This window comes from Niabella pedocola (assembly GCF_021044425.1).
GTDB lineage: Bacteria > Bacteroidota > Bacteroidia > Chitinophagales > Chitinophagaceae > Niabella > Niabella pedocola.
This window is the reverse complement of record NZ_JAJNEC010000004.1, coordinates 193,861-220,228: the sequence shown is the minus strand read 5'-3', so window position 1 is coordinate 220,228 and position 26,368 is coordinate 193,861. Positions and strand designations below refer to the sequence as shown.

General features: G+C 47.1%; 23 protein-coding genes and 1 pseudogene. 11 read left to right on the top strand and 13 right to left on the bottom strand.

What is annotated here, in order from left to right:
* Nucleotides 1-382: 382 nt before the first annotated feature.
* On the bottom strand, nucleotides 383-1,468 hold the full coding sequence (dinB, locus tag LQ567_RS04780) for a DNA polymerase IV (protein WP_231002969.1): 1,086 nt from the start codon (nucleotides 1,466-1,468) through the stop codon (nucleotides 383-385).
* A 129-nt stretch (nucleotides 1,469-1,597) separates the two neighbouring features.
* On the opposite strand from dinB, the gene LQ567_RS04775 reads away from it, so the two are divergent.
* The 3 genes from LQ567_RS04775 to LQ567_RS04765 all read left to right on the top strand — a co-directional run bounded on the left by LQ567_RS04775 (nucleotide 1,598) and on the right by LQ567_RS04765 (nucleotide 4,669).
* On the top strand, nucleotides 1,598-2,800 hold the full coding sequence (locus LQ567_RS04775) for a di-heme oxidoredictase family protein (RefSeq protein WP_231002968.1): 1,203 nt from the start codon (nucleotides 1,598-1,600) through the stop codon (nucleotides 2,798-2,800).
* Nucleotides 2,801-2,897: 97 nt separating this feature from the next.
* Nucleotides 2,898-3,344, top strand: coding sequence for a Rieske (2Fe-2S) protein (locus LQ567_RS04770; protein WP_231002967.1), 447 nt, complete (start codon nucleotides 2,898-2,900; stop codon nucleotides 3,342-3,344).
* Between the two features lie 98 nt (nucleotides 3,345-3,442).
* Nucleotides 3,443-4,669 carry a hypothetical protein gene (locus tag LQ567_RS04765; protein ID WP_231002966.1) on the top strand — a complete coding sequence of 409 codons (1,227 nt, stop codon included), beginning with the start codon at nucleotides 3,443-3,445 and terminating at the stop codon, nucleotides 4,667-4,669.
* A 38-nt stretch (nucleotides 4,670-4,707) separates the two neighbouring features.
* Here LQ567_RS04765 and LQ567_RS04760 read toward each other — a convergent pair whose 3' ends face one another.
* The 7 genes from LQ567_RS04760 to LQ567_RS04730 all read right to left on the bottom strand — a co-directional run bounded on the left by LQ567_RS04760 (nucleotide 4,708) and on the right by LQ567_RS04730 (nucleotide 13,890).
* On the bottom strand, nucleotides 4,708-5,220 hold the full coding sequence (locus LQ567_RS04760; RefSeq protein WP_231002965.1) for a TlpA family protein disulfide reductase: 513 nt from the start codon (nucleotides 5,218-5,220) through the stop codon (nucleotides 4,708-4,710).
* Nucleotides 5,220-5,657, bottom strand: coding sequence for a rhodanese-like domain-containing protein (locus tag LQ567_RS04755; RefSeq protein ID WP_231002964.1), 438 nt, complete (start codon nucleotides 5,655-5,657; stop codon nucleotides 5,220-5,222). The genes LQ567_RS04760 and LQ567_RS04755 overlap by 1 nt, the downstream gene beginning before the upstream one ends.
* Before the next feature lie 101 nt (nucleotides 5,658-5,758).
* Nucleotides 5,759-6,898, bottom strand: coding sequence for a cytochrome-c peroxidase (locus LQ567_RS04750; RefSeq protein WP_231002963.1), 1,140 nt, complete (start codon nucleotides 6,896-6,898; stop codon nucleotides 5,759-5,761).
* A gap of 23 nt (nucleotides 6,899-6,921) precedes the next feature.
* Nucleotides 6,922-8,466, bottom strand: coding sequence for a DUF6850 family outer membrane beta-barrel protein (locus LQ567_RS04745; RefSeq protein ID WP_231002962.1), 1,545 nt, complete (start codon nucleotides 8,464-8,466; stop codon nucleotides 6,922-6,924).
* A gap of 46 nt (nucleotides 8,467-8,512) precedes the next feature.
* Nucleotides 8,513-9,901 carry a DUF4876 domain-containing protein gene (locus LQ567_RS04740; protein ID WP_231002961.1) on the bottom strand — a complete coding sequence of 463 codons (1,389 nt, stop codon included), beginning with the start codon at nucleotides 9,899-9,901 and terminating at the stop codon, nucleotides 8,513-8,515.
* 5 nt (nucleotides 9,902-9,906) lie between these two features.
* Nucleotides 9,907-12,651 carry a TonB-dependent receptor gene (locus LQ567_RS04735; protein WP_231002960.1) on the bottom strand — a complete coding sequence of 915 codons (2,745 nt, stop codon included), beginning with the start codon at nucleotides 12,649-12,651 and terminating at the stop codon, nucleotides 9,907-9,909.
* 792 nt (nucleotides 12,652-13,443) lie between these two features.
* Nucleotides 13,444-13,890, bottom strand: a complete 447-nt coding sequence (locus tag LQ567_RS04730; protein WP_231002959.1) for a GNAT family N-acetyltransferase — start codon at nucleotides 13,888-13,890, stop codon at nucleotides 13,444-13,446.
* Nucleotides 13,891-13,976: 86 nt separating this feature from the next.
* Here LQ567_RS04730 and LQ567_RS04725 point away from each other — a divergent pair, with 86 nt between their 5' ends.
* Nucleotides 13,977-15,428: an aminotransferase-like domain-containing protein gene (locus LQ567_RS04725; RefSeq protein WP_231002958.1), complete on the top strand. Its 1,452-nt coding sequence runs from the start codon at nucleotides 13,977-13,979 to the stop codon at nucleotides 15,426-15,428.
* A gap of 235 nt (nucleotides 15,429-15,663) precedes the next feature.
* Here LQ567_RS04725 and LQ567_RS04720 read toward each other — a convergent pair whose 3' ends face one another.
* Nucleotides 15,664-15,888: a hypothetical protein gene (locus LQ567_RS04720; protein ID WP_231002957.1), complete on the bottom strand. Its 225-nt coding sequence runs from the start codon at nucleotides 15,886-15,888 to the stop codon at nucleotides 15,664-15,666.
* A 754-nt stretch (nucleotides 15,889-16,642) separates the two neighbouring features.
* Here LQ567_RS04720 and LQ567_RS04715 point away from each other — a divergent pair.
* The 4 genes from LQ567_RS04715 to LQ567_RS04700 all read left to right on the top strand — a co-directional run bounded on the left by LQ567_RS04715 (nucleotide 16,643) and on the right by LQ567_RS04700 (nucleotide 20,665).
* Nucleotides 16,643-16,996, top strand: coding sequence for a hypothetical protein (locus LQ567_RS04715; protein WP_231002956.1), 354 nt, complete (start codon nucleotides 16,643-16,645; stop codon nucleotides 16,994-16,996).
* Nucleotides 16,997-17,128: 132 nt separating this feature from the next.
* Complete coding sequence (locus LQ567_RS04710; protein WP_231002955.1) at nucleotides 17,129-18,247, top strand: glycosyltransferase; 1,119 nt, start codon at nucleotides 17,129-17,131, stop codon at nucleotides 18,245-18,247.
* A gap of 1 nt (nucleotide 18,248) precedes the next feature.
* The gene (glf, locus tag LQ567_RS04705; protein WP_231002954.1) at nucleotides 18,249-19,400 is read left to right on the top strand and encodes a UDP-galactopyranose mutase; all 1,152 of its coding nucleotides are present in this window, start codon (nucleotides 18,249-18,251) and stop codon (nucleotides 19,398-19,400) included.
* Entirely contained in the window at nucleotides 19,397-20,665 is a 1,269-nt protein-coding gene (locus LQ567_RS04700) for a glycoside hydrolase family 1 protein (RefSeq protein WP_231002953.1), read from the top strand. Before glf ends, LQ567_RS04700 begins: the two co-directional genes overlap by 4 nt.
* Here LQ567_RS04700 and LQ567_RS04695 read toward each other — a convergent pair.
* Both LQ567_RS04695 and LQ567_RS26255 read right to left on the bottom strand, forming a co-directional pair.
* Nucleotides 20,654-21,052 carry an Fpg/Nei family DNA glycosylase gene (locus LQ567_RS04695; RefSeq protein ID WP_394800349.1) on the bottom strand — a complete coding sequence of 133 codons (399 nt, stop codon included), beginning with the start codon at nucleotides 21,050-21,052 and terminating at the stop codon, nucleotides 20,654-20,656. The two genes, LQ567_RS04700 and LQ567_RS04695, sit on opposite strands and share 12 nt — an antisense overlap.
* 105 nt (nucleotides 21,053-21,157) lie before the next feature.
* A pseudogene (locus LQ567_RS26255) lies at nucleotides 21,158-21,432 on the bottom strand (DNA-formamidopyrimidine glycosylase family protein); the annotation flags it as partial.
* 136 nt (nucleotides 21,433-21,568) lie between these two features.
* Here LQ567_RS26255 and LQ567_RS04690 point away from each other — a divergent pair.
* From LQ567_RS04690 to LQ567_RS04680, 3 genes are all read left to right on the top strand, one after another.
* Nucleotides 21,569-22,192 carry a sensor histidine kinase gene (locus LQ567_RS04690; protein ID WP_231002951.1) on the top strand — a complete coding sequence of 208 codons (624 nt, stop codon included), beginning with the start codon at nucleotides 21,569-21,571 and terminating at the stop codon, nucleotides 22,190-22,192.
* 331 nt (nucleotides 22,193-22,523) lie between these two features.
* Entirely contained in the window at nucleotides 22,524-23,630 is a 1,107-nt protein-coding gene (locus LQ567_RS04685) for a PAS domain-containing sensor histidine kinase (protein WP_231002950.1), read from the top strand.
* A 30-nt stretch (nucleotides 23,631-23,660) separates the two neighbouring features.
* Nucleotides 23,661-24,011 carry a response regulator gene (locus tag LQ567_RS04680; protein WP_231002949.1) on the top strand — a complete coding sequence of 117 codons (351 nt, stop codon included), beginning with the start codon at nucleotides 23,661-23,663 and terminating at the stop codon, nucleotides 24,009-24,011.
* Nucleotides 24,012-24,129: 118 nt separating this feature from the next.
* Here LQ567_RS04680 and LQ567_RS04675 read toward each other — a convergent pair whose 3' ends face one another.
* The gene (locus LQ567_RS04675) at nucleotides 24,130-25,107 is read right to left on the bottom strand and encodes a YihY/virulence factor BrkB family protein (RefSeq protein ID WP_231002948.1); all 978 of its coding nucleotides are present in this window, start codon (nucleotides 25,105-25,107) and stop codon (nucleotides 24,130-24,132) included.
* Nucleotides 25,108-25,280: 173 nt separating this feature from the next.
* The gene (locus LQ567_RS04670; RefSeq protein ID WP_231002947.1) at nucleotides 25,281-26,366 is read right to left on the bottom strand and encodes an NAD(P)-binding domain-containing protein; all 1,086 of its coding nucleotides are present in this window, start codon (nucleotides 26,364-26,366) and stop codon (nucleotides 25,281-25,283) included.
* Between the last annotated feature and the right edge of the window lie 2 nt (nucleotides 26,367-26,368).

Below are 26,368 nucleotides of genomic sequence, written 5' to 3'. Positions count from 1 at the left end.
CCTTTTTTGTTTTATGCCGGTTTTAAGGATGCTGAAAGCTAAAAGCTGAATGCTAAATGCTGAGTGCTGAGTGCTGAATGCTATTGTTTGGTTCCTTTCAATTTTTATAGCAGGTGTTTAGGTTGCTGCATTCTTGTTGATCTGCGTCGTTACGAGGAATGGGTGAGAATGGGCCACGAAGAATGGAAGACACAAAGAAGCACAAAGAAATATTTATGCGGCAGTTAGCGTCTTCGGGTATGCTGATATTTACAAGCGGCCTAATCTGCCGTGGTTTTACCGTTTACACAACTGTTATGCGATGACGCAGAAGCACGCGATACCCTATAGCTGTTTTTACTGTTAAGGCTGCTGTGGTGCTGCATTTACAGAAAGATGGAAATTAAAACAGGCGTAGCTGGTTGCCTCCGCGCGCGATACCGGTTTCCTCCCCGGAGGTTTCAAAGTTTGAAAGTCCCACACCCAGTAGCCGTACTTTCCGGTCGGAGAGATCGGCTTTATCCAAAATGAGGCGAACCGTATCCAGCAGCCGGTTGCGGTCATTGAATGCGGTCAGCAGCGAATGGCTGCGGGTATTGATGGTGAAATCGTGAAACTTAAATTTAACCGTTACCGTACGCCCTTTCATACCGGCGCGCAGCAGGCGTTCCTCCAGCTTTTCGGTTAGTACCTCCAGTTCCCGGAGCATGGCTGTTTTTGTGGTAATATCTTCCTGGTACGTATCTTCCACGCTGATGGATTTTGTTTCCCGGTCGGCCTCAACGGGCCGTTCGTCGATACCGCGCACGATCTGGTAATAAAATTTTCCCGGCTTACCAAAATGCCGGATGAGCTCGGTTTCGGGCAGCTTTTTCAGATCGGCACCGGTGTGTAGCCCCAGCTGCTTCATCTTTGCCGCGGTGACCCGGCCCACACCATAAAATTTTTCCACCGGTAGTTGTTCCATAAATGTGGCTACTTTGGAAGGACCGATAAACGTGAGCCCATCCGGCTTCTGCATACCCGAAGCGATCTTGGCAACGAATTTATTAACCGATACCCCTGCCGATGCCGTCAGCTCCAACTCGTCTTTTATAGCCTGTTTGATCGCTTTTGCTATATCCATGGCATACCCGATGCCCGGCTTGTCTTCCGTTACATCCAGGTAGGCCTCGTCCAGCGAGAGGGGTTCAATCAGGTCTGTGTACCGGTGAAAGATCGCATGGATCTGCCGGGATACCGCCTTGTAAGCATCAAAACGGGGAAAAACAAAAATCGCCTCCCGGCAAAGCCGCTGTGCAGTTTTGGACGACATGGCCGAATGGATACCATAGCGCCGGGCTTCATAGCTGGCCGTAGCTACCACACCGCCACGCCCTTCCGGGGAACCGCCTACAATCAATGGCTTCCCACGGTATTCCGGAAAATCGCGCTGCTCCACAGAAGCATAGAACGCGTCCATATCAATATGAATGATCTTGCGCTGCAAAACCTCGTTTTATCCGCAAGGTAAGGATATCATTTCCAGCCCGGTTTTTTTTATTTTTTGGAAAACTCCTGATTATTTATTAGGATTGCATTTTAATTAAGTTAGACTAAGCTAACAAAATAACCAGTAATGTCAAAAAAATATATACGGGCAGCCGGAGCAATCCTGTTGTTGATGGTGGCCATGATAGCCTGTCAGAAAATGCTGCCCCGGGCGCCGGCAGAAGACCGCCTGCTGGATGGCCCGGTAGCGGAACTATCAACGGAGCAACACCTCCAGTTCCTGCGGGGCGACGTGGCTTTCAACGATGAGGTGTTTGTAGCTGAAACCGGCCTGGGGCCTTTGTTTGTGGCCACATCCTGTGGCAGCTGCCATGCCGGCGACGGAAAAGGACACCCCTTTACTACATTAACGCGTTTTGGTCAGCCGGATACATTGAGCAACCGCTTCCTGCAGCGGGGCGGCCCGCAATTGCAGCACCGCGCGCTGCCCGGCTTTTTACCTGAACAACTCCCCGCCGGTGCCACATTTTCCCGGTTTATGCCTCCCGCAAATACAGGCCTGGGTTTCCTGGATGCCGTGCCGGATGCCGAGCTACTGAAATATGCGGATCCAGATGATGCGGATGGGGATGGTATTTCCGGAAGACCCAACTGGATCCCGTTGCCGGGCTATGGTTCCTTAAGACCGGATGCCATACAACGAAACGGGCGCTATATCGGAAGGTTTGGTAAGAAAGCAGCCGTGTATGACTTATTGCAGCAAACGGCCAACGCCTATAACCAGGACATGGGCATTACTTCCGCATATGAACCGCACGATACCTATAGCGGACATGCCATTGATCCGGAGATCAGCACTTCCAAATTGCTGGATGTGGTTTTTTATCTGAAAACGCTAAAAGCGCCGCTTCCCCGCAATGCGGAAAACCCGGAGGTAAAAGCCGGCCGGCAACTTTTCCTGGAACTCCGGTGCAGCAGTTGTCATGTTCCGGAATTAAAGACCGGTTATTCGCCCGTTGCGGCGCTGTCCTACAAAGTATTTTATCCTTATACAGACCTGCTGCTGCACGATATGGGGCCGGGGCTAAACGACGGCTATACCGAAGGAACGGCGCTGCCGGAGGAATGGAGAACGCCTCCGCTTTGGGGGCTGGGGCTTTCGATGAATGCACAGGGTGGAAAATATTTCCTGATGCACGACGGCCGGGCGGGAAGCATTCGCGAAGCGATCCGGATGCATGGCGGGGAAGCACAGCAAAGCAGCAGCCGTTTTCAGCAACTGCCGGAGCAGGAGCAGCAACAGCTGATCCGCTTTTTAGAAAGTCTTTAAACAGTGAACAAAACAAATCTTGCTTTTGAAAACAGATGGGGAGTGCCGACCGGTGATGGTGCAGGTCCCGGGTCTGTAACGCAATAAAACCAGAATCATGAAACGGCAACAATTTATACAACAATGTGGGTTTACCTGTTTGGGTATCCTGGGACTGGGAGCGCTTACCGAAAGCTGTACACCTTCGAGGTACCTGCAAATGAACATCAATGACCAAAACCAGCTGCAGGTACCGCTTTCGGCCTTTATTGCGGCGGAAAAAAATGGTTCCCCGCAATATAAAAGCTACCTGGTGGTGAGCAATGATCGGTTGAATTACCCGATTGTGGTATACCGGAAAACGGCCACCAATTATACGGCTTTGTTGCTGCGCTGCAGTCATCAATACAATGAACTGAATGTAGCAGGGGCCTTGCTTACCTGCCCGGCGCACGGCAGTGAGTTTGATACAAATGGCGCGGTGGTGCAGGGGCCGGCGGAGGAACCGCTGCGTGCGTTCCCGGTAACGGTTGAAGAAGGGCGCCTGTTGATCCATCTTTCCTGAGACCCAATTCCCTGTGGTGTTTTTATATGAACGGCTTTACACATTTTATTAAAACCTGCGATCGCCTGCCAGGAGCAGGCATCCATGAAACTTTTCGGATGAAACGATTTTTTTTATTATCAATGCTGCTGGCCATAGCCGGTGTTGCTGCGGCACAGCGGGATACGGCGCTTTTTAAACGGATCGTTCCCGACTCCGGCCGTCTGCATATGAATATGGACGCTGTTTACAACCGGCCTTTTATACAGGCGGGAAAATTACCCGCTACGCTGGGAGGTTATGTTGAAGCCAACTCGGCGTACTTTAGTGAAAACGGTGTTTCGGAAGGATTATCGTTCCAGCTGCCCCGGCTGACCTTGTTTGTGGCGTCTACGATCCGGAGGCGGATTAAATTCCTTTCGGAAATAGAACTGGAGGAAGGTGGCCGGGAGATCAATATTGAGTTTGCATCGGTGGATGTGGAACTGGATCCGTTGCTGAACCTTCGCGGGGGCATTATTATGAACCCGATCGGAGCCTTTAACCAGAACCATGATGGTCCCAAATGGGAATTTATCAGTCGCCCGATGGCTGCTACCACCATTATTCCCGCCACCTGGAGCACGGTGGGGTTTGGTGTGTTTGGAAAATATGCGCAGGATAACTGGGTATGGGCTTATGAAGCATACCTGTCAAATGGTTTTGATGATAAGATCATCAACAACAATCAAAACCGTACCTGGATGCCTGCCGCTAAAGCCAATGCAGAGCGTTTTGAAGAAAGCTTTAACGGTGCGCCGCTGGTAACGGCAAAAGGGGCGGTACGCCATCGCCGGTTTGGAGAGATCGGTGTGTCCTGGATGGGCGGTGCCTACAATAAATACCGGGAAGATGGGATCGACCTGGATCAAAAAAGACGGGTGGATTTCCTGGCATTGGATTATAACAACCGGTTGGCTAAATGGAATACGGCCATTACAGGTGAATGGGTATGGGCCTTTATCGATGTACCTCCAACCTATACACAGCAGTATGGCCGGCGACAGCAGGGGGGCTTTATCGACCTGGTGCAGCCGGTGATTCAGCAGGCGATGCTGGGGTGGAACCAGGCTTCGGTCAATATAGCTTTAAGAGGCGAATATGCCGATTATAACGTGGGGCGGTTTACAGAAACCGGCGGGAATATCTATGACCAGGTAACCGCTATTGTTCCCGGGATCAGTTTCCGTCCTTCGGGGCAAACGGTGCTGCGTGCCAACTACCGGTATGAGTGGCATCGCGATCTGTTGGGAAACCCGGCTAAAAAGATCGCAGGATTCCAGTTTGGTATCTCCACTTATTTCTAAAAAGGCACGGCTGTATTAACAGGTATTTTCCGGTTTCCTTATTCGGCTGGTTGTTCCAGGTATTGTTGTATAAATGCCTCGAGCGCTTTTCCATGAAGGTTGATGGCTACGATCTTGTTTTGCCCGTTTACCAGTACGTTGAACGGAAGTTCTTCGATACCGTAATCGTTGGCTGCCTGGCTTTTCCAGAATTTAAGATCGCTTACCTGCGTCCAGTGAATCTTCAGACGGGCCACCGTTTTTCCCCAGGTGCGTTTGTCCTTGTCTAATGAAACACCCACAATGTCGAATTTTTGTTGCTTAACAGCGGGGGCAAATTTTTCATACAGGGCTTTTAACTCCGGTTGTTCTTTTACACAGGGTGCACACCAGCTGGCCCAGAAATCGATGAGCACCAGCCGGCCCTGCATGGAACGGAGCGAGAACGGGCTGCCATCAAGGCGCGGCAGACTGATCTCCGGTGCGGTTTGCCCGGTTTTTAAAGGAAGGCTTTGGCCCATGCTGTTGCCGGTAACCAGGCACATGATGAGTATGACTAGTATCCGGAACATTATTCTTCATTTACGGGGTATTGTTTATCCAGCCAGTCTGTTTTTATATTTTTCGGTATGTTGAGCAGCCATGCTTTTTTAAAGCCCATATCGGTTAGGGTTTGAAAAGCCGGACGGATATTCGGACAGCGGTCAAACGGGCAACAGCCGCAATAAAGCACTACTTCCCGGCTTCTGGGCACTTTCTTCAGGTAGCTTTTCAGTTTTTTTAGTTGCTCTGGATCGTGTGCCGGGCCCATGTTAACGGAACCTTTTATGAGTGCATCAGGCCCCACGGATAAAATGAGCAGGTGGCCGTCCTGCTTTTTATTGATTTGCTCGGCGAGGGTTTGAGTAGGCATCAGTTGTGCAGCACTCCAGGGCTCTTTTTTGTTTTGTGCTGTGGTGTTTTCCGGCAGTAAAAAAAATAGCGCGTACAGAAAAAATATATATTTCATAATCCGTCTTTCGGTAAAGATACAGGTTTGAGCACCTTAACCAAAAGGAGCAGCCTGCTGTATGGGAAATGCGGCCCGGGAACATAAAGCCCAGGACCGGCCTACTCCGGCAATTGCGGCCGGCGCATCCGGTACGGCACGCCCGTTAGCGTGTTTAAGAATGCCACCAGTTGTCTTTTTTCCAACGCGGTGAGATTTAATTTCTGAACCAGGCGATCGGTTTTCGGAAATAACGGGTCGTTTTTTTGCTCCGCCGTTTTTGCCGGTTGGGGCATTCCGCTGTTGTATATATTGATCACCCCTTCGAGGTTGTCGAATAGCCCGTTGTGCATCCAGGGGCGTGTTCTTTCCAGTTCTCTTAATGAAGGGGTTCTGAATTTGCCCACATCCGCAGGATCATGCGTAACATTGTACCGGCCCAGATCTTCGTACTTCCGTTTATAATAGGTAAGCCCGATGTTATGAAACGATGTATCGGTAAGAAAAGGCCCGCTGTGGCAATTCATACAGCGTGCTTTTGTACGGAATAAATTCAAACCGGAAATTTCATCATCCGTAAATGCATCATAGTCGCCGCTCATAAATTTATCGAACCGGGTAGCGCGGCTTTTGATAATTTTTTGAAAAGCGGCCAGCGCTGCCGATATCCGGTTAAAATTAACGGCGCTGTTTCCAAAGGCTTTTTCAAACAAGGGTTTGTAACCTGCTATTTTTTCCAGTTTATCCGCCAGTTTGGGCACTTCCATATTCATTTCATGGTGGGCGTTCAGGGGCTCCACCATCTGGGCTTCAAAACTGCCGGCCCTTCCGTCCCAGAATAATTTGGGGTAGATATGTACATTCAGCAGGCTGATGGTATTGCGGGTGCCCTGCAGGTGATCGTTGCCCAGTGCTACCACGCGCGCGTCCTGCCAGGCTACATCCGGATCATGGCAGCTGCTGCAGGAGATCTGGCTGGAGCCTGAAAGCCTCGGATCAAAGAACAGCAGCATGCCCAGGTGGGTTACCGGGTCCTTGTCTGCCTTAAACCAGGAAGTATCATCCTTGGGCATTACCGCCATTTCGGACCAGATGGCACCGGAATCGATAAAGGGCCGGGGCCACTGACTTACCGGCCGGCTGTATAAAAATCTTAAGGAATCATTATAAGTGCTGAATGCCGGGGTGGTATATCGGGTATAGGAAAAAGATATAAACCCCAGGAATAGCACCACCGCCAGTACCAGATACATTTTACGCATAACCTTACAAAAATACATTTAAACTATAATTGCACCATTCCAATGGTAAACTGCCAGCACAATCTGTTATTGCCCGGTAAGCTCATTGTCGCAACACTTCCCGGCTTTACATCTATATTCCGGTAGTACATATTAAATTGCACAAATGGATACGTTTTTTTGAATGGAAAAGTATATTTTATATCGAAACTGGCTGAAGTCGCCCGCGCGTTATAATAATAATAGTCTCTGTAAACAACGTTTTCTATGAAATCTGTTACTTGTGAAACTTCTGTAAGTGCTGCAGATTCCGGTATATATACTCCAAGGCCCACCGAAGTTTTTAAAAATGCTTTTTTTGATACATACCAAAAGTAACCTCCGTAAGCGCTGAAGTTTAAATACTGATAGGATGCACGAAGCGCATTGGTGCCGTTAGCTCTCGATAGGTAGTTTAAGTCCATTGAACCGCCTAATTCATATTTCGGTACGTTATTTTCTCTGTGTTCTAAAAGAGGTGAAATATTCAAGCTTTCATAAAAGTAGATGTAATTATTACCTCCATAAACATTGTTGTAATCGTGACCAAAATGATTTTTGTAATTTGCCCATACCTTCCAAATGTTTTTTGCAGATGTATACCTCCACAAAACGGCCGCATCCCAAAAGTCTTCATAATAGCTGCCATAAACGGGTTCTGTAACTCCAACGGTGCTTTGGACAGCCCTGCTGTAAAACCTTGAATTTGTTTTGGTACGGCTTGTGGTAACCAGCAATCCCCCAAAAGTAAATGAACCCTGGTATAAGCCCATCCATTTTGAGCCGATACTATTTCCTGTTAAATCCAATATAAATGATTTGCTGTTTTGAGCACCATATCCTTCCTGAAGCCAGGTAACATACTCAGGAGCTTGGTTGCTGTTTCTGTAATCTTCATTCTGATACCCGACCCTGGTATCTTCGCTGCCTTTTATAAGCCCGGCCTGCAAACCTACCTGATGCTTTTTTAATAGGCGATACAGAACCGCCGTATTGATATTCATTTTATAGGAAAAATACTCTGGTCTCGGGTCGTTGCTTCGCCAACTATCGGTAGTAACATAGTCGATATTGCTTCCGATGACCAGTTTGTCATTGAGTAAAAGCCTTGAAACGGTGCCGTTCAATGCATAGTCAATACTTTTCCAGTTTCCTTTCCGGGCGGCATACAGGTAGTAAGGGGCTGTATTTGACAAATCAGTTCTAAAAGTATACGCAACACTATCTGAATTTCTATTGGCATATTCAAAACTGCCGCTGACAATATACTTTTTTAAGCGTCTCGAGCCGTCTGTTCTAAATGAAAACCCCGTGGCGCGTGAAGCTTCCTGTGCCGTCCTGTTATCTCCTCTTTTGTTTTGGTAACCCAGTGCCAGATTCAGGTATCTTGCCGAATCGATAAAAGGCTGGGTGACTGGATTCGATGAATAGACCCTGTAATCGTTTTCAAAGTTCCTGGTAGCACTTACGGCAGGTGATATGGTATCTTGTGCTACAGCTGTCGCAATTGCATAGAGGAAGAGAAAAAGAGAAAGTATTGTTTTATTCATTGTCGCGTCCTGCTAACTAAGTGAAAAACGGTTATCAAGTTATTTATTATTTAAAGGCACCTACAGCTGCCTTAGGCAAATAATCGAAGTCGTTAGAGGAATTATTGGTATCCATCAGGACAACTCTTCCATTAATGATTTTACTTGTTTTCCTTATCGCTGATTGTGAACTGTACAATCCGCCGGGTACATTGGTTACACCCCCGTCTAATGCGGCTACGAGTTTTCTCGGATGCCGGTTATTCACAATCGTGTTTTGTATTTGAACGGCATCTATAATAATGGAGTTCGGCACCTGGTAATATAAGTCCGTGGTTGCAGTGATGGCTGTTACTGAAGGGTCAGGATATTTGGGGTAGCTATTTGGATTGGCAGGTTGCCCGTATGCGGGGAACGGCCTGTCGCTTTTAAAAATGAAATACGCATCCCTGCCTGTTAAATCCAGGATGAGATCCCTGTCGCCACCTGTCTCGCAAACAACTACGTTTTTAATATTGGCATTGTCAACATCCGAAGGATATGGGTTGGTAATAAGATCTCTCAGGTAAACTTCAAAGTTTGCTTTGCTTAAATCAAGAGTCAATGATGGGTCTTTTGCTGATATTTCTTTGCCGTCGGCACCTACATATGCCGCCTGGTGGTTTTGAGCAGAAGCTGCAATGACAATACTTTTGCCGGGTGCTACGGGAACATCGCTGCCGTTTCCAGGAATTCTGTATAAACTTTTTATATACACAAAATTGTTGTTGGCGGATGGGCCAATCGTTGCCGGCATATTCAAAGATTTACTCCAGTCAAACTGTTTATAAAGAATATTTCCCTGATCAGATATGTAATAGCCCTTCGCTAAATCGATCGATGCTGCAGTGGATCCGGTACCAGCCAGCTGCCCAAAGTATAAACTATCGGCAAATAAAGTGTCGTTTGAGTTATTGTAAATCTCAATAAACTGATCTCTGAAGGCTGCACCATTTGTTCCGCTTCCTTCATAATAGATCTGCTTAATTACCCAATCGCCTATTTTGCCTGTAGATAAAGGTAGCTCAAGGGTATTTGATGTTGTACTGTTTAATGTTACATTATTCAGCACGGCATTAAAAACGACTTCATCGTGATTTATCACAACGCCGGTTTTATTTTCATAATCAGCCTTGGTTATCTTAAAAGTGGCTTCAATATTATAAACGCCGGGGGTTACGCTGTTGAAGATCGCTATTCCGCTATTATCAGTTGATTGCGACAAACTTGAGTTTGTAGAAGTGTTTTTGAGGGTGACGCTGATATTTGATAGGGGAAAGCCATAGTCTTTATTGGATGCGTCATAATTCACTTTTGCGATGATGGTGACGGGCTGTACCCCGGGCATTAAGTCGTCTCTTTTACAGGAGACAGCAAAAACTAAAAGTATTAAAATGCCCAACGATAGCTGTTTCATATGCTCTATTTTATTGTTATTGTTAATTCGGCTCCGTAAGAAGGTTGTCCGTTGTAATATGTAATACCGGTTTCTATATTTTCTTTTGGCCGGATGTTTAAAAAGTTATAAGCGTTAAAGGAAAATCTCAGGTAATTCCCTATTTCTTTACTCAGCCGGGCATGTAAATTACCGTATACGAATTTTGGTCGGTAGGTGGTCCCCAGTCGTGGATTGCTTTGCAACAGATGGGCATATTGAGGTAAGGCGGCCTGCTCTGATGCGAGGGGGAAGTAGCGGAAATCTTTTGTATAATAACCAACAGGGTAGATGGCAGACTTGAGTAGCTCCTGTTTGCTTATCCAAAATATTTCTCCTGTTAATATAATTGCCATCCGGATCTTCGGGATATGTGTATTAGAAATGAATGTTGATTTTATGGTAGTACCTTTGTTTTCGTTCCGGTCAAAAACACCGTATATGGCATCCAGGTCGAATCGGGGTTTGTCTGGTATTTTTATTACTGTTCCTGTTTGTTTATAATAGGTACTGTAGAAGGCAACATTTCCATTAAATGACGTTTGTAATGCTTTAATTTTATCGGTATTGAACATGAGCTCAATGCCATTGCTCCGCGCATAATTGCCATTTTGTATTTTGCTATACGTTCTTACATAGGTAACAAAGGAGTCGGGTATGGCAGTGTAAACCGGCCTTGAGCCGGGGATAGAGGTAACGGTATAGGCGGGCAATGTAATATGAAAAAGCTGACTTGCGGGAGCGAAGCTATTCGAAGAAACAGATCTTGAAAGGATGGTCGATAAACGAAATTTTTTATGATCATAATTTAGCCCTGTTTCATATGTATAGCTTTTGTAGGGTTTTAATGCTTCGTTTTGCATAGGGATTACCTGTGTATAAGCTAGATATACGCTTTCGTTTACAGAGCCGTTATAGGCGTCTGCCAGTGGCAGATCGATGTATACGTCACCGGGGCTTATTTGTGATAAAGATGGGGCCTTTGTTGCGATACCGTAGGCGGCATTCCAGCTTAATTGTTTACTGAGCTTATAGTTGATATTGATCCTGGGAGATAATGTGAAAAAGTGATTTTGTATATCGCCTCTTAAACCGGCATTGGCAGAAAATGATTTTCCAAAAATGCTTGTAGTTAAATTGTTTTGTATATAAAGTCCAATATTCTGTATGTCAGGAGTTCGGTAATAGGGTCGGTTCCGGGACTGATCTGCAAATCTCGGCCTGTCGGGATCTATAACAATTCCGGCTCCCTTATTTGCATTATAATTATAGTTTGCCCCAATGGATAAATTATAACCCCCGCCTTTTAGTTTTACAGAGGTGTTGGTCTCTATCCGAGCCGCCGCATTAACAGGTTTGCCTATGATTTGTCTTACGGCTAAATAATATCCGGCTACATAATAGCCTTCATGTATGCCCGTTTCGGTAACATCTACTATGGGTTTTGCTATCGCAGAATTTAAATAGTACTGGTCGTAAGATTCCTGGAATCCCCACCTGTAATTAGCCTGTAGTGAGATGTTGTTAAGCCAGGGTTTCTTTATTGTAACAGTCGATCTGTTATTGATCCCGATACTTCTGTTTGTAAAGTTGGCGGCTCTTTCATCTTTAGCATCCGGATCAATTTTGAAATTGTCCAGGGTGCTTGAATAATCGATGCTGACAGTGTTTTTAAAGCGTGACTGCTGGTAACTCCACATGGCATTCCCCGAAACCCTGTTATACGATTTTAACCTGTTTCTGGGGTCATCATTACTGTTAAGATAGTTTAAACTAAAATTTATCGCACCAAGCCGGGGTGACAAACGCAGCCCTTTTGTGAGGGCCACATTCTGTGTTCCTTCATTGTTTCTTAAATTCAATTTCCAGGGAGTTACACCTGCCTGGCGATCGATAATCACCATTCCGGTACTGTAGTCGCCATAGCGGGCCGATGCAACACCCGAAACCACTTCTATTCTTTCAATATTTTCAACAGGGATCTCTCTTAAATCAATGCCGTTATCCGCTCTGTTCGAATGGTCGTAATATTCATAATTAGTGCCGTTCCTGTATGCTTTGGAGTTTTCCGGAGGATTTATCTGGTATGCTGAGCCCCTGGTGTTTAAGCTCATTGATTGCATGTTTGCATCGTTCGAGAGAACCGCTCCATCCATCACCACAGCAATGCCAAATGAATTATTCATGGCCTCTGTTCCATAAAGTGGAGCTGCGTTCCTCAGCGTTAACATTTGAGGCCCCTGAATGGATACATTTGGCTTAAGAATGGTTTTGCCAGGCAGGTAGTTTAGAACATTTGCCAGGCTTAATGATTGCGATTGCTCGATTGCTTCCCGGTCAAATATAATCGATGAGTTAGATGTTGTTGTTTTTTTTCTTACGGCACTCACTTCAATCTCGGGAAGTGACAGGTTTAATACTGATAGTACAATTTTTTGTGTTTTATTATAATCGGCTTTTGTTATTTCAACTGTTGCGCTTTTTTTACCTGCACCTGAAATAATTAGCTGTATTTTTGAAAATGTGGCCGGTACTTTCAATGAAAAGAAGCCCTTGTCATCAGTGGACGTGCCAAGTTCAATTTCTTCTAAACGTACAGTGGCAAGTTCAATCGGTTGCTCCTTTTCATCAATAACAAAACCTTTTATAGTTATTGTATTCCCCGTATTTTGGGTATATGCACAATAAAAAAGAACAGTCAGTAATGACAGTATCGATATTTTCTTAAGCATTGGTGGGCAAAGGTACTATACGCTTTTTCTTGCCGTTTACGAAATGCGGAAATTGTAAGCCACCTTAAATCAAAGAATAGGAATGCAAAGTAGCAGTTAGTTTTTCCAGATATCGTAAGCTGCTCCGCTGCGCTGGTTTTATCTTTGAAAAAATACTTTGTGCAATCATTATTCTATACTGCCTTAGTATCGCTGGCCGTGAGTAGATCTTCTTACTCCGCATTGGATAAAGATTTGAATGCGACACAATCTATCTATGTCTATAAAGACGCTTCCAGGAAAAAGGTCAATCTGCATAAAGGAGAAAATTTCGATGTTGAAAATGTGTCGTATCTCCTTGTTAAGCAACAGGGACGTTATACACTGGAAATACCTCAATTAATAGTAGTCATAATGCTTCAAAAAGATATTACTATATTGACCCGGGAGTATACATTGAAGATGGATCGGCCGCTATCGAATGTTTAACAACCTCTTGTGTAGGAACGGGGGACCCAGATGGAACTTATTTGCTGGGATCAACTGGTTATAATGACTCCGGTGCCGCTTGTGTTAGTGCAGGCCCCGGAACATTGTGGCTGGCCTCCAAAGTAGCAAATTTCATAACTACGGTGCCTGTTACAACGCTTATCAAAATAGAGGAGTCGCTGGTAGTAAATAAAAATCATTTAAATTGCTGGAAAAGAAATAATCCTACAGGGACAGTACTGCCGCAGTGATAAAAGGGAGATTATATCTCTCCCTTGACCGTCCGCTTATATACCCTTCCAAACGGTGACCAACTTGTTGCCATTATTTCCACCAGTGATAATAATTATGCAGTCCGTCGTATTCAAACCCGCAACGGGGGTAGAGATTATTGCCGATGGCATTGGTCTTTTCCGTTTCAAGCATTAATCCGCAGGCCCCGGTTTCCGCACACCATTGCTTGCTGCGGTCAATTAATGCCACGGACAATCCCCTGCCCCGGTAATCGGGATGTACAAACAGGTCGCTCAGTAACCACTGCTTTTGCAGTTTGGTATAGTGGAATAATTTATAAAGCTGTACGAAGCCCGCGGCCTTTTCGTTTACCAGTATCAAAAAAATATCCGATTCGTTGTTCAGTATCCGTTCCTTTAAAAAGGCCTTCCCCTTTTCTATATCCGGCTCCTGGCGGTAAAAAATACGGTAAAGGTTGAAGAGCTCCGCTGTTGCATCCAGGTCTTCCAGACCCGCTTTCCTGATTTTGTAATTCATTGCTGTTTTTTTTAATTGATGCCACAAAACTATTCTTAAACAGGACTACCTTTGTGGTCCAGATTATAGTTATTAAGTAGTCCAGAATGTTTCCACTAGAAAGCGTTATCCTGATCGATAAAGGACGTAAAATACCGGTGTATCAACAGATCGTTTATGCCATTACAGCGGCCATCCGTAGTGGTGCACTGGCCCCGGGTACGCCGCTTCCGGGCAGCCGTGAACTGGCCGGGAAACTGGGGGTGCACCGGAAAACGGTGATTGCCGCTTATGAAGAACTGCATGCACAGGATTGGATCCGGATCGTTCCCAGAAAACGGGTATCGGTGTCGGACCATATTCCGTTGTTAAAGCCCCGGAAATGGAATGCGGAACAGCAGGTCGCATCTTTTGAACATGATTTCGATCTTCCGTTCCGGACCGTAGCGCCTGTAAGCCTTACGGGTGCAAGGGCCGTTCCGGAAATCATGATTGACGACGGGCATCCGGATGTGCGGCTGTCGCCGGTTGATGAACTGCTGAAAACCTACCGGTCGTATACTTCAAGAACGTTTGCGATAAAGCATGCACATATCGGCACGGAGCAGGGGGCCCTGCGGCTGAGGGAGGAATTGGTTCGTTATTTATCTGAAACAAGAGGCCTGAATATTTGCGCAGAAAACCTTTTGATTACACATGGCGCGCAAATGGGGATTTACCTGGCGGCTCAGTTGCTGCTGCATCCAAGGGCCCGGATCATTGTTGGAAAGCCGAATTACCCGGTTGCCAACAAAACGTTTGAGGAAACAAAGGCCCACCTGCTTGAAGTGGCGGTGGATGCGTATGGCATCGATACGGATGCTATTGAGGCGATCTGCAAAAAGCAAAAGATTACCGCCGTATACGCCATACCGCATCATCATTATCCCACAACGGTTACCTTAAGTGTAGCGCGGAGGATAAGGTTGCTGGAGTTATCCAGGCAATATGCTTTTGCCATCATTGAGGATGACTATGACTACGATTACCACTATACATCGGCGCCTTATCTGCCGCTGGCGAGCGGGGCGCATACCGGAAATGTAATTTACATCGGCTCTTTTTCCAAAATACTGGACCCTTCACTACGGATCGGGTTCATGGTGGCATCGCGCAATTTTATCGCGCAATGTACGGCGCTCCGGGCACTTATTGATGTGGGAGGAGACGGGTACATGCAGAACGCGTTGGCGGCCTTGATAAAAAACGGGGAACTGAAGCGGCATCTAAAAAAAGCAAAAAAGTGCTACCATCAGCGGAGAGATTTCCTGGACCGGCTGCTGAAGGAGCAGCTGGGAACGGTTCTTTCTTACCAGCTGCCATCCGGAGGTATGGCCATTTGGATCCGGTTGTTGCCGGAATACCCCGCAGACCGGCTTGTTGCCATACCGCAATTAAAGATCCTGAGATTGGATGCGACGCAAAACGCCTTTCGCTTTGGTTTTGCTTCTATGAACGAAAAAGAACTGGAAGCCGCCGTATATGCTTTAAAGAAAGCCCTGAAAAGTGTTCATAAATGATTATGATCGGGAAGGGCACCAGGCGTCAGTTGCAGATGTTTTAATGCCTGCTGCCAGGTCACGATTTTTTAATAACGCGGCCGCATGGAGTGCAAGGTTTACTTCTTAAAATGCACGTCCGTTACACCCATGCGGGTGCCCGCCCGCTGAAGCTGCCTGCATGCTCTTAAATAGGCATGATGCTCATTTTACAAAATGAAGGCGTACCGGTGACCGGTTGTTGTTTCCCCGAAGTCTAGTCGGAGCCTTCTGTTTTTACAATTTTGTTGTAAACGCCGAACAGTAAAAGCGGTGCCACCCATTGCCCGATAAAAAGGGCGCGGTGGTCCTGCTTACAGATTTTTAAGGTAAGCGAAGTGACCATCGCAGCTACAGCGGTCCACAGGTAAACATCCGATGGGATCCTGGCGGTTTGTTGTTCAATACTTTTAGCGGTTTTTCCTTCTGAATGATTAGACATAATTAATTGTTTTGAGCGTTAAAAAATATTTATGGCGGATCTCTTTAAAGATCCTGAGGAACAGGTGCAACCGATGTTGCAAGAATTACTGTCGCCATGGTTTGTTTGGTCCAAAATGCCTGCCATGATGCGTAGGTCCAAAATATATTCCGGTATCAGGATGTTGTTTGATAAAACCTGCGTAGCTGTCTGAATTATTTAAATGTTGCGGAGGCTGGGATGCCGCATCTGCTTCCTGTTAGTGGGAAGGGGTTCTACATAATGTGGTTTCATTTGCTGCGCGCCAACGCGGCCGCGGGCATGAGCAGATAAAATGGCGGTTGCCGCATATGCATCTGAAAGCCAGTGTATGCCTGCCTGGTTTACACATAACTGGCCGGCGGATGTGCTTCAGGCCTGTGTGGTTATTAAAATAAAGCAACGGTTGGGTAAACCACCGGAAATGGAGCAGGTGCCGGCTTCTTGGTGATCTGTATACCCTGCAGACTGATCAACGTCGCCTGTGCTTTATGGTTACTTCGCTGCTGCACCTGCGTTGCTCATTTTGGGGACAGATCCTTATCCAAACACTTATTCTGGGCAATTCGTTCTACATTTTTTTTTAAGAAGGCGCTTCATAACAGAAAAGCAGGCGGTATTTCACATGGCATTGTATTTGACTTCAGATCTATAATGCCTTTACATTTACGATCATTAAAAGATAAAGCCTAGATTAAACACGGGGCTCCTTCCCACATAAATCCGCTTCTTATATATGCCTTCTGCGATCCATCATAACAATACGCCCTGCAACCAGGAAAACATGAAGCCATCGGAGACGAATGTGTTTAGTGCAGGTGATACCATTGCTGCCGTTGGAGGAGCATATACGTATAAGCGCATAAATGTGTTATGGGATTGCATGGCGGGGACCTGGTGCCGGCCATTTGCCGGATCTATACCTGCCGGCAGGATTTTTAAAACATTTCACATAAACCTGTTTTTCTTTTTGCAAACAATAAAGTCCGTAATGCCTTTCTTGAAAAGGGGGCTTAGCGCCCTGCCGGTATGGACGCCGCTTGCCGCTTTCTCGCTTCCAAGAGACCGGTTGCCTGATGTTGGAAAATAGGGTCCGGTGGAAAGAACACAACCCTGCTGTCATTACCCCTTAATCCCCGGAGCCGGTCCCTGGCCGGACATGCAGGATACTGCTACCGGGAAAGATATATCCATATTGCTCAAACCTAATAACATTAATTATATGCAAAGCAAAACAGACCTGGTCACGTTTTCACATCTGAGATGGAACTTTGTTTATCAAAGACCGCAGCACATTATCAGCCGTTTTACCAAACTGTACCGCGTTTTTTATATTGAGGAACCGGTGTTTAATAAAAAGCCGGATGGCTATGAAGTTACGTTAAGTCCTTCTGGAGTCCGGATCATGACACCCCATCTTCATGACGAGGACCACAGCTGCATGCACGAACGGCTGCAGCGGGTTATTGATGCTATTTTCGGCACCTATAATATACAAAGCTTTTATGCCTGGTATTATACACCCATGGCGCTGGAATACACCCGGCACCTGCAACCGGAAATGACCATTTATGATTGCATGGATGAGCTGGCGGCCTTTAAAGATGCCCCGGCTGCAATGCTTACGCTGGAGAACGAATTGCTGGAAAAAGCGGCCATCGTATTTACGGGCGGACAAAGCCTGTATAACGCCAAAAAGCACCGGCATTCCAATATACACTGCTTTCCCAGCAGTATTGACAAGGAACATTTTTTCAGGGCCCGGAATATGTGGTACGACCTGCCGGATCAGACAGCCATACCGTTTCCGCGCTTTGGTTTTTTTGGAGTGATCGATGAACGGCTGGATATAGATCTGATTGAAACACTCGCCGTCCGCAAACCCGAGTGGCAGTTCATATTCATCGGTCCGGTTGTGAAAATTGACCCGGAACGGTTGCCCCGGCATCAGAATATTCATTATTTAGGGATGAAGCGTTATGAAGACCTGCCCGGGTATATCAGTACCTGGGATGTGGCCATACTGCCTTTTGCCCTGAACATGCATACGCAGTTTATAAGCCCTACCAAGACGCCGGAATACCTGGCTGCCGGGAAACCGGTAATTGCCACAGCGATAACGGATGTGGTAACGCCTTATGGCGACATGGGGCTGGTGGATATTGCAGATACGGTGGATGACTTTATAAAATATGGTGAACTGGAACTGGTAACCTATGATGCCCGACGGGTTGAACGGACCGATGATTTCCTCGAAACGCTCTCATGGGATCATACCTGGGCGGGAATGAATCTTTGTATTGCGGACACCATCAATGATACACAACTACAAAAAGTTTAAAATGATGTTTGATTATTTAATTGTCGGATGCGGCTTTGCGGGCAGCGTGATCGCAGAACGGATGGCGTCTCAGTGTAATAAGAAAGTATTGATCATCGATAAGCGCAATCATATCGGCGGCAATACCTATGACTATTATAATGAGCAGGGGGTACTGGTGCATAAGTACGGTCCTCATATATTTCATACCAATTCCCGGGAGGTATTTACCTACCTCAGCAGGTTTACCGATTGGCGGCCTTATGAACATGAAGTACTGGCGAGTGTAGACGGGCAGCTGGTGCCGATTCCCATTAACCTCAACACGATCAATCAACTCTATGGCTTGAACCTTTCCGTTGATGAAATGGCTGCTTTTTTAGGCACGCAATCGGAAAAAGTAGCGCCGATACTTACCTCCGAAGATGTAGTGATAAACAGCGTTGGCCGCGTACTGTATGAAAAGTTTTTTAAGGGGTATACAAAAAAGCAGTGGAACCTCGACCCTTCAGAACTGGACGCATCTGTAACAGCCCGTGTTCCTACCCGTTTAAATAAGGACAACCGGTATTTTACAGATACTTACCAGGCAATGCCGCTGCACGGGTATACCCGGTTGTTTGATACCCTGCTTTCACATCCGAATATCCATGTAATGCTGAATACCGATTACGAGGAGGTAAAGGACAGCATTCCGCATCAGCAAACCATTTATACCGGGCCTATCGACCGTTTCTTCGGCTATTGTTACGGCCGGTTGCCTTATCGCTCCATCGATTTCAGGTTTGAAACCTTCGATATGGAAAGCTACCAATCGAAGGGTACGGTAAATTTCCCCATGTCGCAGCTGTATACCCGGATCACCGAATTTAAAAAGCTAACCGGTCAACATCATCCCAAAACCACCATCGTGTATGAATACCCGGTGGAGCAGGGGGATCCTTATTACCCGGTACCCAGGAAGGAGAACCAGGAAATGTATAATAAATACTGCCAGCTTGCAGCAGCGCTGCCGGATGTACACTTTACCGGGCGGCTGGGTACATATAAGTACTATAACATGGACCAGGTGATTGCACAATCACTTACGCTTTTTAAAAAACTGAAAGCAGCCATGGTTCCGCCATCTGCGAACGGAGCGGTGATCAATTTAAAGGATGCAGTTAAACCATGAATGCCATCAACCCTTTCCGGAGCTTCTGGATGGCCGGGTACGAATGCAGCGATCATCTGAACCTGCATGGAGACCGGATCGATCTTTTAAAAACGACCGGTCATTTAGACCTGTTGCAGACCGACTATCGCTTGCTGGAGCCCTTTCATATTAAAACCGTTCGGGAGGGGATCCGCTGGAGCATGGTGGAGCGCCAACCCTACCAGTATGACTGGAGCGAGATCCGGAACCGGAGCGCGGCAGCCATTCAAAATAACCTGCAGGTGGTATATGATCTGTGCCACTTTGGTTTCCCGGATGATCTTACACCGCTGCATCCGAAATTTACGGACCGGTTCCGGGCGATGTGTACGTCCTTTGTGCATTTTCATAAAACCTGTTTCCCCGACGAGCAGCTGATTATAACACCGATCAATGAAGCCGGTTTCCTTGCCTGGATGGGCGGTGAAGTCTGCCATACAGCTCCTTATTGCCAGGGTATTGGATGGCAGGTGAAATACCAGCTGATGAAAAGCTATATCGCAGGCATCAAAGCCATTAAAGCCGTTGATCCTGCGGCACGCATGCTTACCGTGGAGCCACTTACACAGGTATTGCCCGATATACATCATCCGGACGCGCTGGAAGCCGCGGAGCAGATCAATGAAAACCGGTTTCAATGTCTTGACATGCTTTGCGGACGGCTTTGTCCGGAGCTGGGCGGATCTATGGAATACCTGGATATACTGGGCTTCGACTATTATTACGACAGCCAGTGGTTTTATCCCGGCAACCGGATTGCAGACTGGAAGGCGCCGGAGCACCTGCCGGAAGCAAGGCCTCTGCATATATTGCTGCGGGAAGTATACCAACGTTACGGACGCCCCATCCTTTTAAGCGAAACCAGTCACCCGCTGGAAGACCGGCCTCAATGGATACAAATGATCACACGCGAATGCCGGAAGGTACTGGAGGAAGCGATTCCCTTTTGGGGGATCTGTTTATATCCGGTTTTGGACCGGCCAGACTGGAACGAGCCCGGGCGCTGGCATCGTTGCGGGCTTTGGGATATTCCCGATGATTCGCTGAAGCGGGTGCTTCATACACCCTTTGCTGCTGCATTAACCCGTTGCCAGGAAGAGCTGGCAGGAGTTATTGCTGCCATGGAAAAAAAAGAAACCCCGGCAGACTTTACAGACCTGGAAAAATGTGTAGGCCTGGGATGCACCGGGAATGGCATTTCCTGTATTAAAGAACAGGGTAGAAGCGGTGTGTCAGGTATATAATACCTGTTCATCTGTATAATAAGTGGAGCGGCTACCGAGCGTTGTTTTGAGGATGGCAGCACCCGAGGGGCTGTTTTTTTTGTGACTGTTGTGCACCTTCATAAAATCCCTGGCCTCTCCGGATATCGCCTCCGGTTGTTGTTTCAGGATCTGTTTTTCCGCGTTCTTTAAAACCTGCTTTATGGCTTTTGCAAGATGGGTGATGGCAGCGCCCGGTATCTTACCGGCAATGGAACCGGGTGCAATCCGGGCGGCCCATAAGATCTCATCTGCATACGCATTCCCGATGCCGGCAATCCGTTTTTGATCCATCAGCACGGCCTTAATCGTTGCCCGGCTTCCGGTGAGCTGTGCTTTTAACCATGCCGCGGATAACGTATCCGACAGGGCATCTGCTGCCTTTGCGGGTTCGGGGTTTAAGGTGAAATGGGCTGCTTTTTGAAAATCGGTCAGGGCAAGCGTAATCCCCGGAAACTCCAGGCGTGCGATGCAATGTTTGGGAGGCTCATCACCAGCTTCCAGCCATAGCAGCTTACCATGAAGCATCAGGTGCAATGCCAGTTGCGCGTTTGTACCAAAATCAAACAACAATTGTTTCCCGAGCCGGGAACCGCCTTTAATTTCTTTCCGGCGAGTGCCTCATTGAGTGCTTTCTCCGTGGTTCGTGTTTTTCCGGTTGTATCAAGATACAGATGCCGAAGCGGCTTTGTTTGAAGCGCGTGGCTAAGATTCCGGCTGAAAACCTGAAGGTCGGGCAGTTCGGGCATGAGGATGCATTTTTATGTTAGGAAATACATTGTAGGCCGTACAAAAAGCATGCTAGTGAAAGCGCTGCGCCCGGTCATGTGCAGCGGCCGGCCTTTCTGTAAAATGCCCATATCAACCGGTTGATTAACCTGATCAATGACCTGCCGGATACCTAAAATATCCGAAGGAAAGTTGAACCTGCACCGGCTGCCGTTAAACATCAATGAACTGTTGAGCGAGCGGGTAGAGGAGATCAGGAGAACCACGAAACATTATTTTGAATTGCAGTTTGAAGCGCTGCCAACCGCGCAGGCAGACCGGGAGCGCATTGGCCAGGTGGTGACCAATCTTTTGTCGAATGCGATCAAATATTCGCCCCGGGAAAGCAGGATCATTATCCGGACGGAACAAACAGAAGCGGCCATCAGGGACAGCATACAGGATGAGGGATATGATATTTCGGAAGAACACCTGCAAAAAATATTTAAACGGGTTTGCCGGGCAAATTCCGGAAATACAGGAACCTCACAAGGTATCGGCCTGGGTCTCTATATTGCGGAGCAGATCATCCGGCGGCATAGCGGGTGCTGGATGTGCAAAAGCAAAAACCGGGAAGGGATCTGTTTCCTCCTTTACACTCCCTTTATAAAATATGAAACGGCGGGATGGCTGCTGGTGGTACCTGATCGGTCAACGGGCGGGCTATGTATCCCGCATTTCTACATAGTGGGCAATATTTTCCACATGTTTATGTCGCAGGCAATGATCGAACGGAGCTGACGTCCATTGACATTTGTTTTTGCTGAAGCAAACGAAGGCAAAGTATCATTGAAGTTTGGTAAATTAGACGAAATGTTCCTGACAGGAAATGCGCAAGCGAGGGGGCCAGCGCTGCGGTAAGGGTTGCTGTTGCAACACCGGGGAGGAAGCGAAGGAAGGGTGGCAGCACCGTATGTGATAACAGTTTTAACTGGAATATTGCAGTGAACGAATGGAATGTTTTTTGTTAGTGTTTATCAACGATAAATGAATGATTTCCGGCTATGACAACAGCGGTTCAGATAGATGCAGTTGCGCCTGCAATGTTTATGGCACGAAGTGAATTATAAAAATGGATATTCAAAAGTCTGGTTTGGTTGATGAAGAGCGGCAGGCCCTGCTGGCTGCTATCGTATCGTCATCACAGGATGCTATTGTAAGTAAAACATTAAAAGGAATTATTACCAGCTGGAACCCGGCTGCCCGGCGGCTTTTTGGCTATACAGAGGAGGAGATACTGGGCCGGCATATTTCGCTGATCATACCGGAAGACCGGATCCATGAGGAGGATTTTATCCTGGAGCAGATCGGCAGGGGGCTGCGTATCGAACATTTTGAAACGATCCGGAGGGCAAAGAGCGGAAGACTGATTCCAATTTCGCTTACGATTTCACCGGTATTCAATGAACGGCGCGAAATTATCGGGGCCTCTAAAATTGCCCGGGATATCTCGGAAAATATTGCGGCCAAGAAGGAAAAAGAGCGGCTTTATGAAGAGGTGAAAACGTTGAGCCGGAAAAAAGATGAGTTTATTGCATTAACCGCACATGAGCTGAAAACGCCGATCACTTCGTTGCGGGGGTTTATGGAAGTACTTCAGATGCATACGGACCCGGAAAATTTGCATTTGGGTTTGATTGAACGGTGTGTGCGGCAAACCAATAAATTAACGGCATTGATGAATGATCTTTTAGATGTTTCGCGGCTTCAGATCGGTAAATTGCTGCTTCGGCGTGAACATTTTGATATCGTTGCAATGGTGCATGAAGTCCTTTCCGGTTTTACGCATGCAGCAAAGCATCAGTTCGACTTCAGGAACCAGCAACCGGTGATGATAGATGCAGACCGGATCCGCCTGGAGCAGGTGCTGACCAACCTGCTGAATAATGCCGTTAAATACACCCCTGCGGGCGGAACGGTAACGTTGGAGGTAAGGGAAACACCAGACCAGGTTGAGGTATCGGTAAGAGATGAAGGTGTAGGCATCGATGCGGAGCATCTGCCCCGGATTTTTGACCAGTTTTACCGGGCGGTTGATCCCGGGTCCCATATTTCCGGCCTGGGGATTGGCTTATATATCAGTAAAGAGATTGTGGTGCGACATGGCGGATCGATCAGGGTGGAAAGCCGGAAAGGCAGCGGATCTGTTTTTATATTTTCAATTCCCAGGCAATATTAGTCATGATGGGGTTTATTATAAATTAGCAGCGTGAAAAAGGATGTTTTAGTCATAGAAGATGATGATGATATACGCTACCTGATAGCCTACGTGCTTAAAAAGGAGCAATATGAGGTTCGGGTTGGGGCTTCTGCAGGTGATCTGAGCAGGGAGCTTTCAATAAAGCGGCCCGATCTGATTATACTGGACATTATGCTTCCGGACGGGAATGGTGTAGACCTGTGCAAGGCGCTGAAGAACGATCGTAGCACCCGGCATATACCGGTGATCATTATGTCGGCGCATCAGTTTAATAATATGGAAGAAGCCTGTGCGGATGACTTTATCAGCAAACCGTTCAGTATTAAGCAGATTGTAGCATCCGTTGAACGGGTTGCCTGAACGGAACATCCGCTGGTGCTGTCATAATGGAAACGTTCATAAAACACTTCACTTCATTGATAAAAACGGGTAAAGGAATGGTTGCTCCGCTCATACGCGCTGCTAAACATAAAGCGTTTTAAAGCGGCCGGGTTTGCTCGGTTTCCTGCACCGTTTTTTTGCCGGTTTCAACAGTAACTTCCTTCGTGGTAACGGCATAATCATTCGGATGGATATCGGCTCCATATGCTACGGCATAGGCCTTTGTAAATTCAGCACCCAGGTACAGGATAATGGATGAATAATAAACCCAAACGATCAGGATCACCAGGGAACCAGCCGCCCCATACGTACTGCCTACTTTGGTTTGCGAAATATAAAGGGAGATGCCAAATTTGCCCAGCATAAACAGCAAGGCGGTAACCAATGCGCCGGCAATCACATCGCGCCAGCGGATCCGAGCATCCGGGAGCACCTTAAAGATCACTGCAAAAATAATCGTGCTGATCGCTAATGTAAGCACCAGGTTCAGGATATAGAATACGACTACGGTAACATCCGGGTATCTGGCACGAAGTCCGCTGCTGATGCCTTCTACAACCCCGGATATGGTTAGTGAAACCAATAGCAGGAATCCCAGGCTGATGATAACGGAGAAGGAAAGGAACCGGTTCTGCAGCATTTTTAGCCAGCCTCTCCGGGGTTTTGCCTTCAGGCCCCAAATGGTATTGATGGAGTCCTGGATCTCTCCGAATACGGTGGTGGCACCAATCAGCAGGGTAACACCGCCTATAATGGCCGCAATCTTACTTTTACCGGTAAGGGAGGCATTTTTAATGATCTCCTGAAGCTGGATAGCAGTGTCCTGTCCTACAAAACCACGTAGCACAGAAAATACCTCTCCCTCAACCGCCTCTCTTCCTAAAAATAATCCACAAAGGGAAATGATCACAACCAGCAGCGGCCCCATTGAAAATACCGTATAGTAAGCCAATGATCCGCTGAGCTTGGTGATCTTATGTTCTGAAAATCCTTTAAAAGTTTCTTTGATCACCTTCCATATGCCTTTTAGGGTAACAGGCTTTCTTGTACGGGCTGCTGCTGATAATTCCGTCATAATGATAGCGGGGTTTATGATAAACGATCCGTATAGGTACAGGCCTTCTTATGATAAGAACGCTGAAACGGTATTAAAAGATAATAAATAAATATGCCAAACCCTTACGCATATACAATTAACGGGCATCCACGGGTTGTTTTCGGGCGGGGCTTATGTTCTTAAACGGGAATTTATTTAATGCCCAATGTATGGATCAGTTCCCGGGCTGCTGCTGCGCCCGCACGGTTAGCACCGATGGTGGATGCAGAAGGACCATAGCCTGCCAGATGGATACGGGGTTCTTTGGCTACCATGGTGGCCAACCTTCCGGCCATAAGAATGCCACCACCTTCCTCCCGGGGCAAAACGGGCTTTAAATGATCCAGGGCACTTTTAAAACCGGTATTCCACAGGATCACATCTGCTTTTTCTTCGCTGCCGTCTGCCCACTTTACACCGTCTCTGGTTATTTCGCTAAACATGGGGCGCGGGTTTAAGACGCCTCTTTTTTTCATATCCATCACTTCAGGTGAAAGGGGCAACCCGGTAACAGAAACCACGGACAAAGGCGCTAATCCCTTTCGCACCCTTGCTTCTACCTGCGCCACGGCTCGATGCCCCGCTACATCGTCAAAAGGCCCTTCCCTGAATTCGGGCGGGCGCCGGGTAACCCAGGTGGTTGTGGCAACTTTTGATATCTGGTCCAGTAACTGGATGGCAGAAATGCCGGCACCCACCACCACCACATGTTTGCCTTTAAATACATCAGCAGTTTTGAAATCTTTGGTATGCAGCTGCACACCCTCAAAAAGGCGGGCACCGGGATACTCCGGAATGTAGGGGTTTTCCCAGGTACCGGTTGCATTGATAATGCCCAGGGAAGAGAACAAGGCAGTGGGCGAGTCGATGTAAAAACGCTCATCATGAAAATAAACCTTTTCAACCTTTAACGGCCGGTATACGCGGATGCCCATTTTCTTTTCATACAGGTCGTAATAATGTGGCACGGCTACACTGGCCCTGACGGCCGTGTCAGTGGTGGCAAGGGTATCGTTAAAAGTCATGCCGGGCAGGTCATGGATCCGGTTCACCGTACTTAACGTAAGCGAAGGCCAGCGGTATTGCCAGGCGCCGCCGGGGCGCGGTGCTTCATCAAGGATGATAAAATCCTTACCTGTTTCCAGTCCGTTTTTCTTTAAATGATAGGCTGCGGAAAGGCCGGCCTGCCCGGCACCTATTACCACAATGTTGGTTTTATATCGGATCCTCGTTATCATCT

Excerpts from the sequence above, each read along its gene's own strand:
- LQ567_RS04725 (WP_231002958.1), top strand. The coding sequence starts at position 13,977 with ATGTTTCCACTAGAAAGCGTTATCCTGATCGATAAAGGACGTAAAATA.
- LQ567_RS04715 (WP_231002956.1), top strand. The coding sequence starts at position 16,643 with ATGCCTTCTGCGATCCATCATAACAATACGCCCTGCAACCAGGAAAAC.
- LQ567_RS04730 (WP_231002959.1), bottom strand. The coding sequence starts at position 13,890 with ATGAATTACAAAATCAGGAAAGCGGGTCTGGAAGACCTGGATGCAACA.
- LQ567_RS04710 (WP_231002955.1), top strand. The coding sequence starts at position 17,129 with ATGCAAAGCAAAACAGACCTGGTCACGTTTTCACATCTGAGATGGAAC.
- LQ567_RS04755 (WP_231002964.1), bottom strand. The coding sequence starts at position 5,657 with ATGAAATATATATTTTTTCTGTACGCGCTATTTTTTTTACTGCCGGAA.
- LQ567_RS04720 (WP_231002957.1), bottom strand. The coding sequence starts at position 15,888 with ATGTCTAATCATTCAGAAGGAAAAACCGCTAAAAGTATTGAACAACAA.
- LQ567_RS04750 (WP_231002963.1), bottom strand. The coding sequence starts at position 6,898 with ATGCGTAAAATGTATCTGGTACTGGCGGTGGTGCTATTCCTGGGGTTT.
- LQ567_RS04745 (WP_231002962.1), bottom strand. The coding sequence starts at position 8,466 with ATGAATAAAACAATACTTTCTCTTTTTCTCTTCCTCTATGCAATTGCG.
- glf (WP_231002954.1), top strand. The coding sequence starts at position 18,249 with ATGATGTTTGATTATTTAATTGTCGGATGCGGCTTTGCGGGCAGCGTG.
- LQ567_RS04760 (WP_231002965.1), bottom strand. The coding sequence starts at position 5,220 with ATGTTCCGGATACTAGTCATACTCATCATGTGCCTGGTTACCGGCAAC.
- LQ567_RS04765 (WP_231002966.1), top strand. The coding sequence starts at position 3,443 with ATGAAACGATTTTTTTTATTATCAATGCTGCTGGCCATAGCCGGTGTT.
- LQ567_RS04770 (WP_231002967.1), top strand. The coding sequence starts at position 2,898 with ATGAAACGGCAACAATTTATACAACAATGTGGGTTTACCTGTTTGGGT.
- LQ567_RS04675 (WP_231002948.1), bottom strand. The coding sequence starts at position 25,107 with ATGACGGAATTATCAGCAGCAGCCCGTACAAGAAAGCCTGTTACCCTA.
- LQ567_RS04685 (WP_231002950.1), top strand. The coding sequence starts at position 22,524 with ATGGATATTCAAAAGTCTGGTTTGGTTGATGAAGAGCGGCAGGCCCTG.
- LQ567_RS04740 (WP_231002961.1), bottom strand. The coding sequence starts at position 9,901 with ATGAAACAGCTATCGTTGGGCATTTTAATACTTTTAGTTTTTGCTGTC.
- LQ567_RS04735 (WP_231002960.1), bottom strand. The coding sequence starts at position 12,651 with ATGCTTAAGAAAATATCGATACTGTCATTACTGACTGTTCTTTTTTAT.
- LQ567_RS04690 (WP_231002951.1), top strand. The coding sequence starts at position 21,569 with ATGACCTGCCGGATACCTAAAATATCCGAAGGAAAGTTGAACCTGCAC.
- LQ567_RS04775 (WP_231002968.1), top strand. The coding sequence starts at position 1,598 with ATGTCAAAAAAATATATACGGGCAGCCGGAGCAATCCTGTTGTTGATG.
- LQ567_RS04700 (WP_231002953.1), top strand. The coding sequence starts at position 19,397 with ATGAATGCCATCAACCCTTTCCGGAGCTTCTGGATGGCCGGGTACGAA.
- LQ567_RS04670 (WP_231002947.1), bottom strand. The coding sequence starts at position 26,366 with ATGATAACGAGGATCCGATATAAAACCAACATTGTGGTAATAGGTGCC.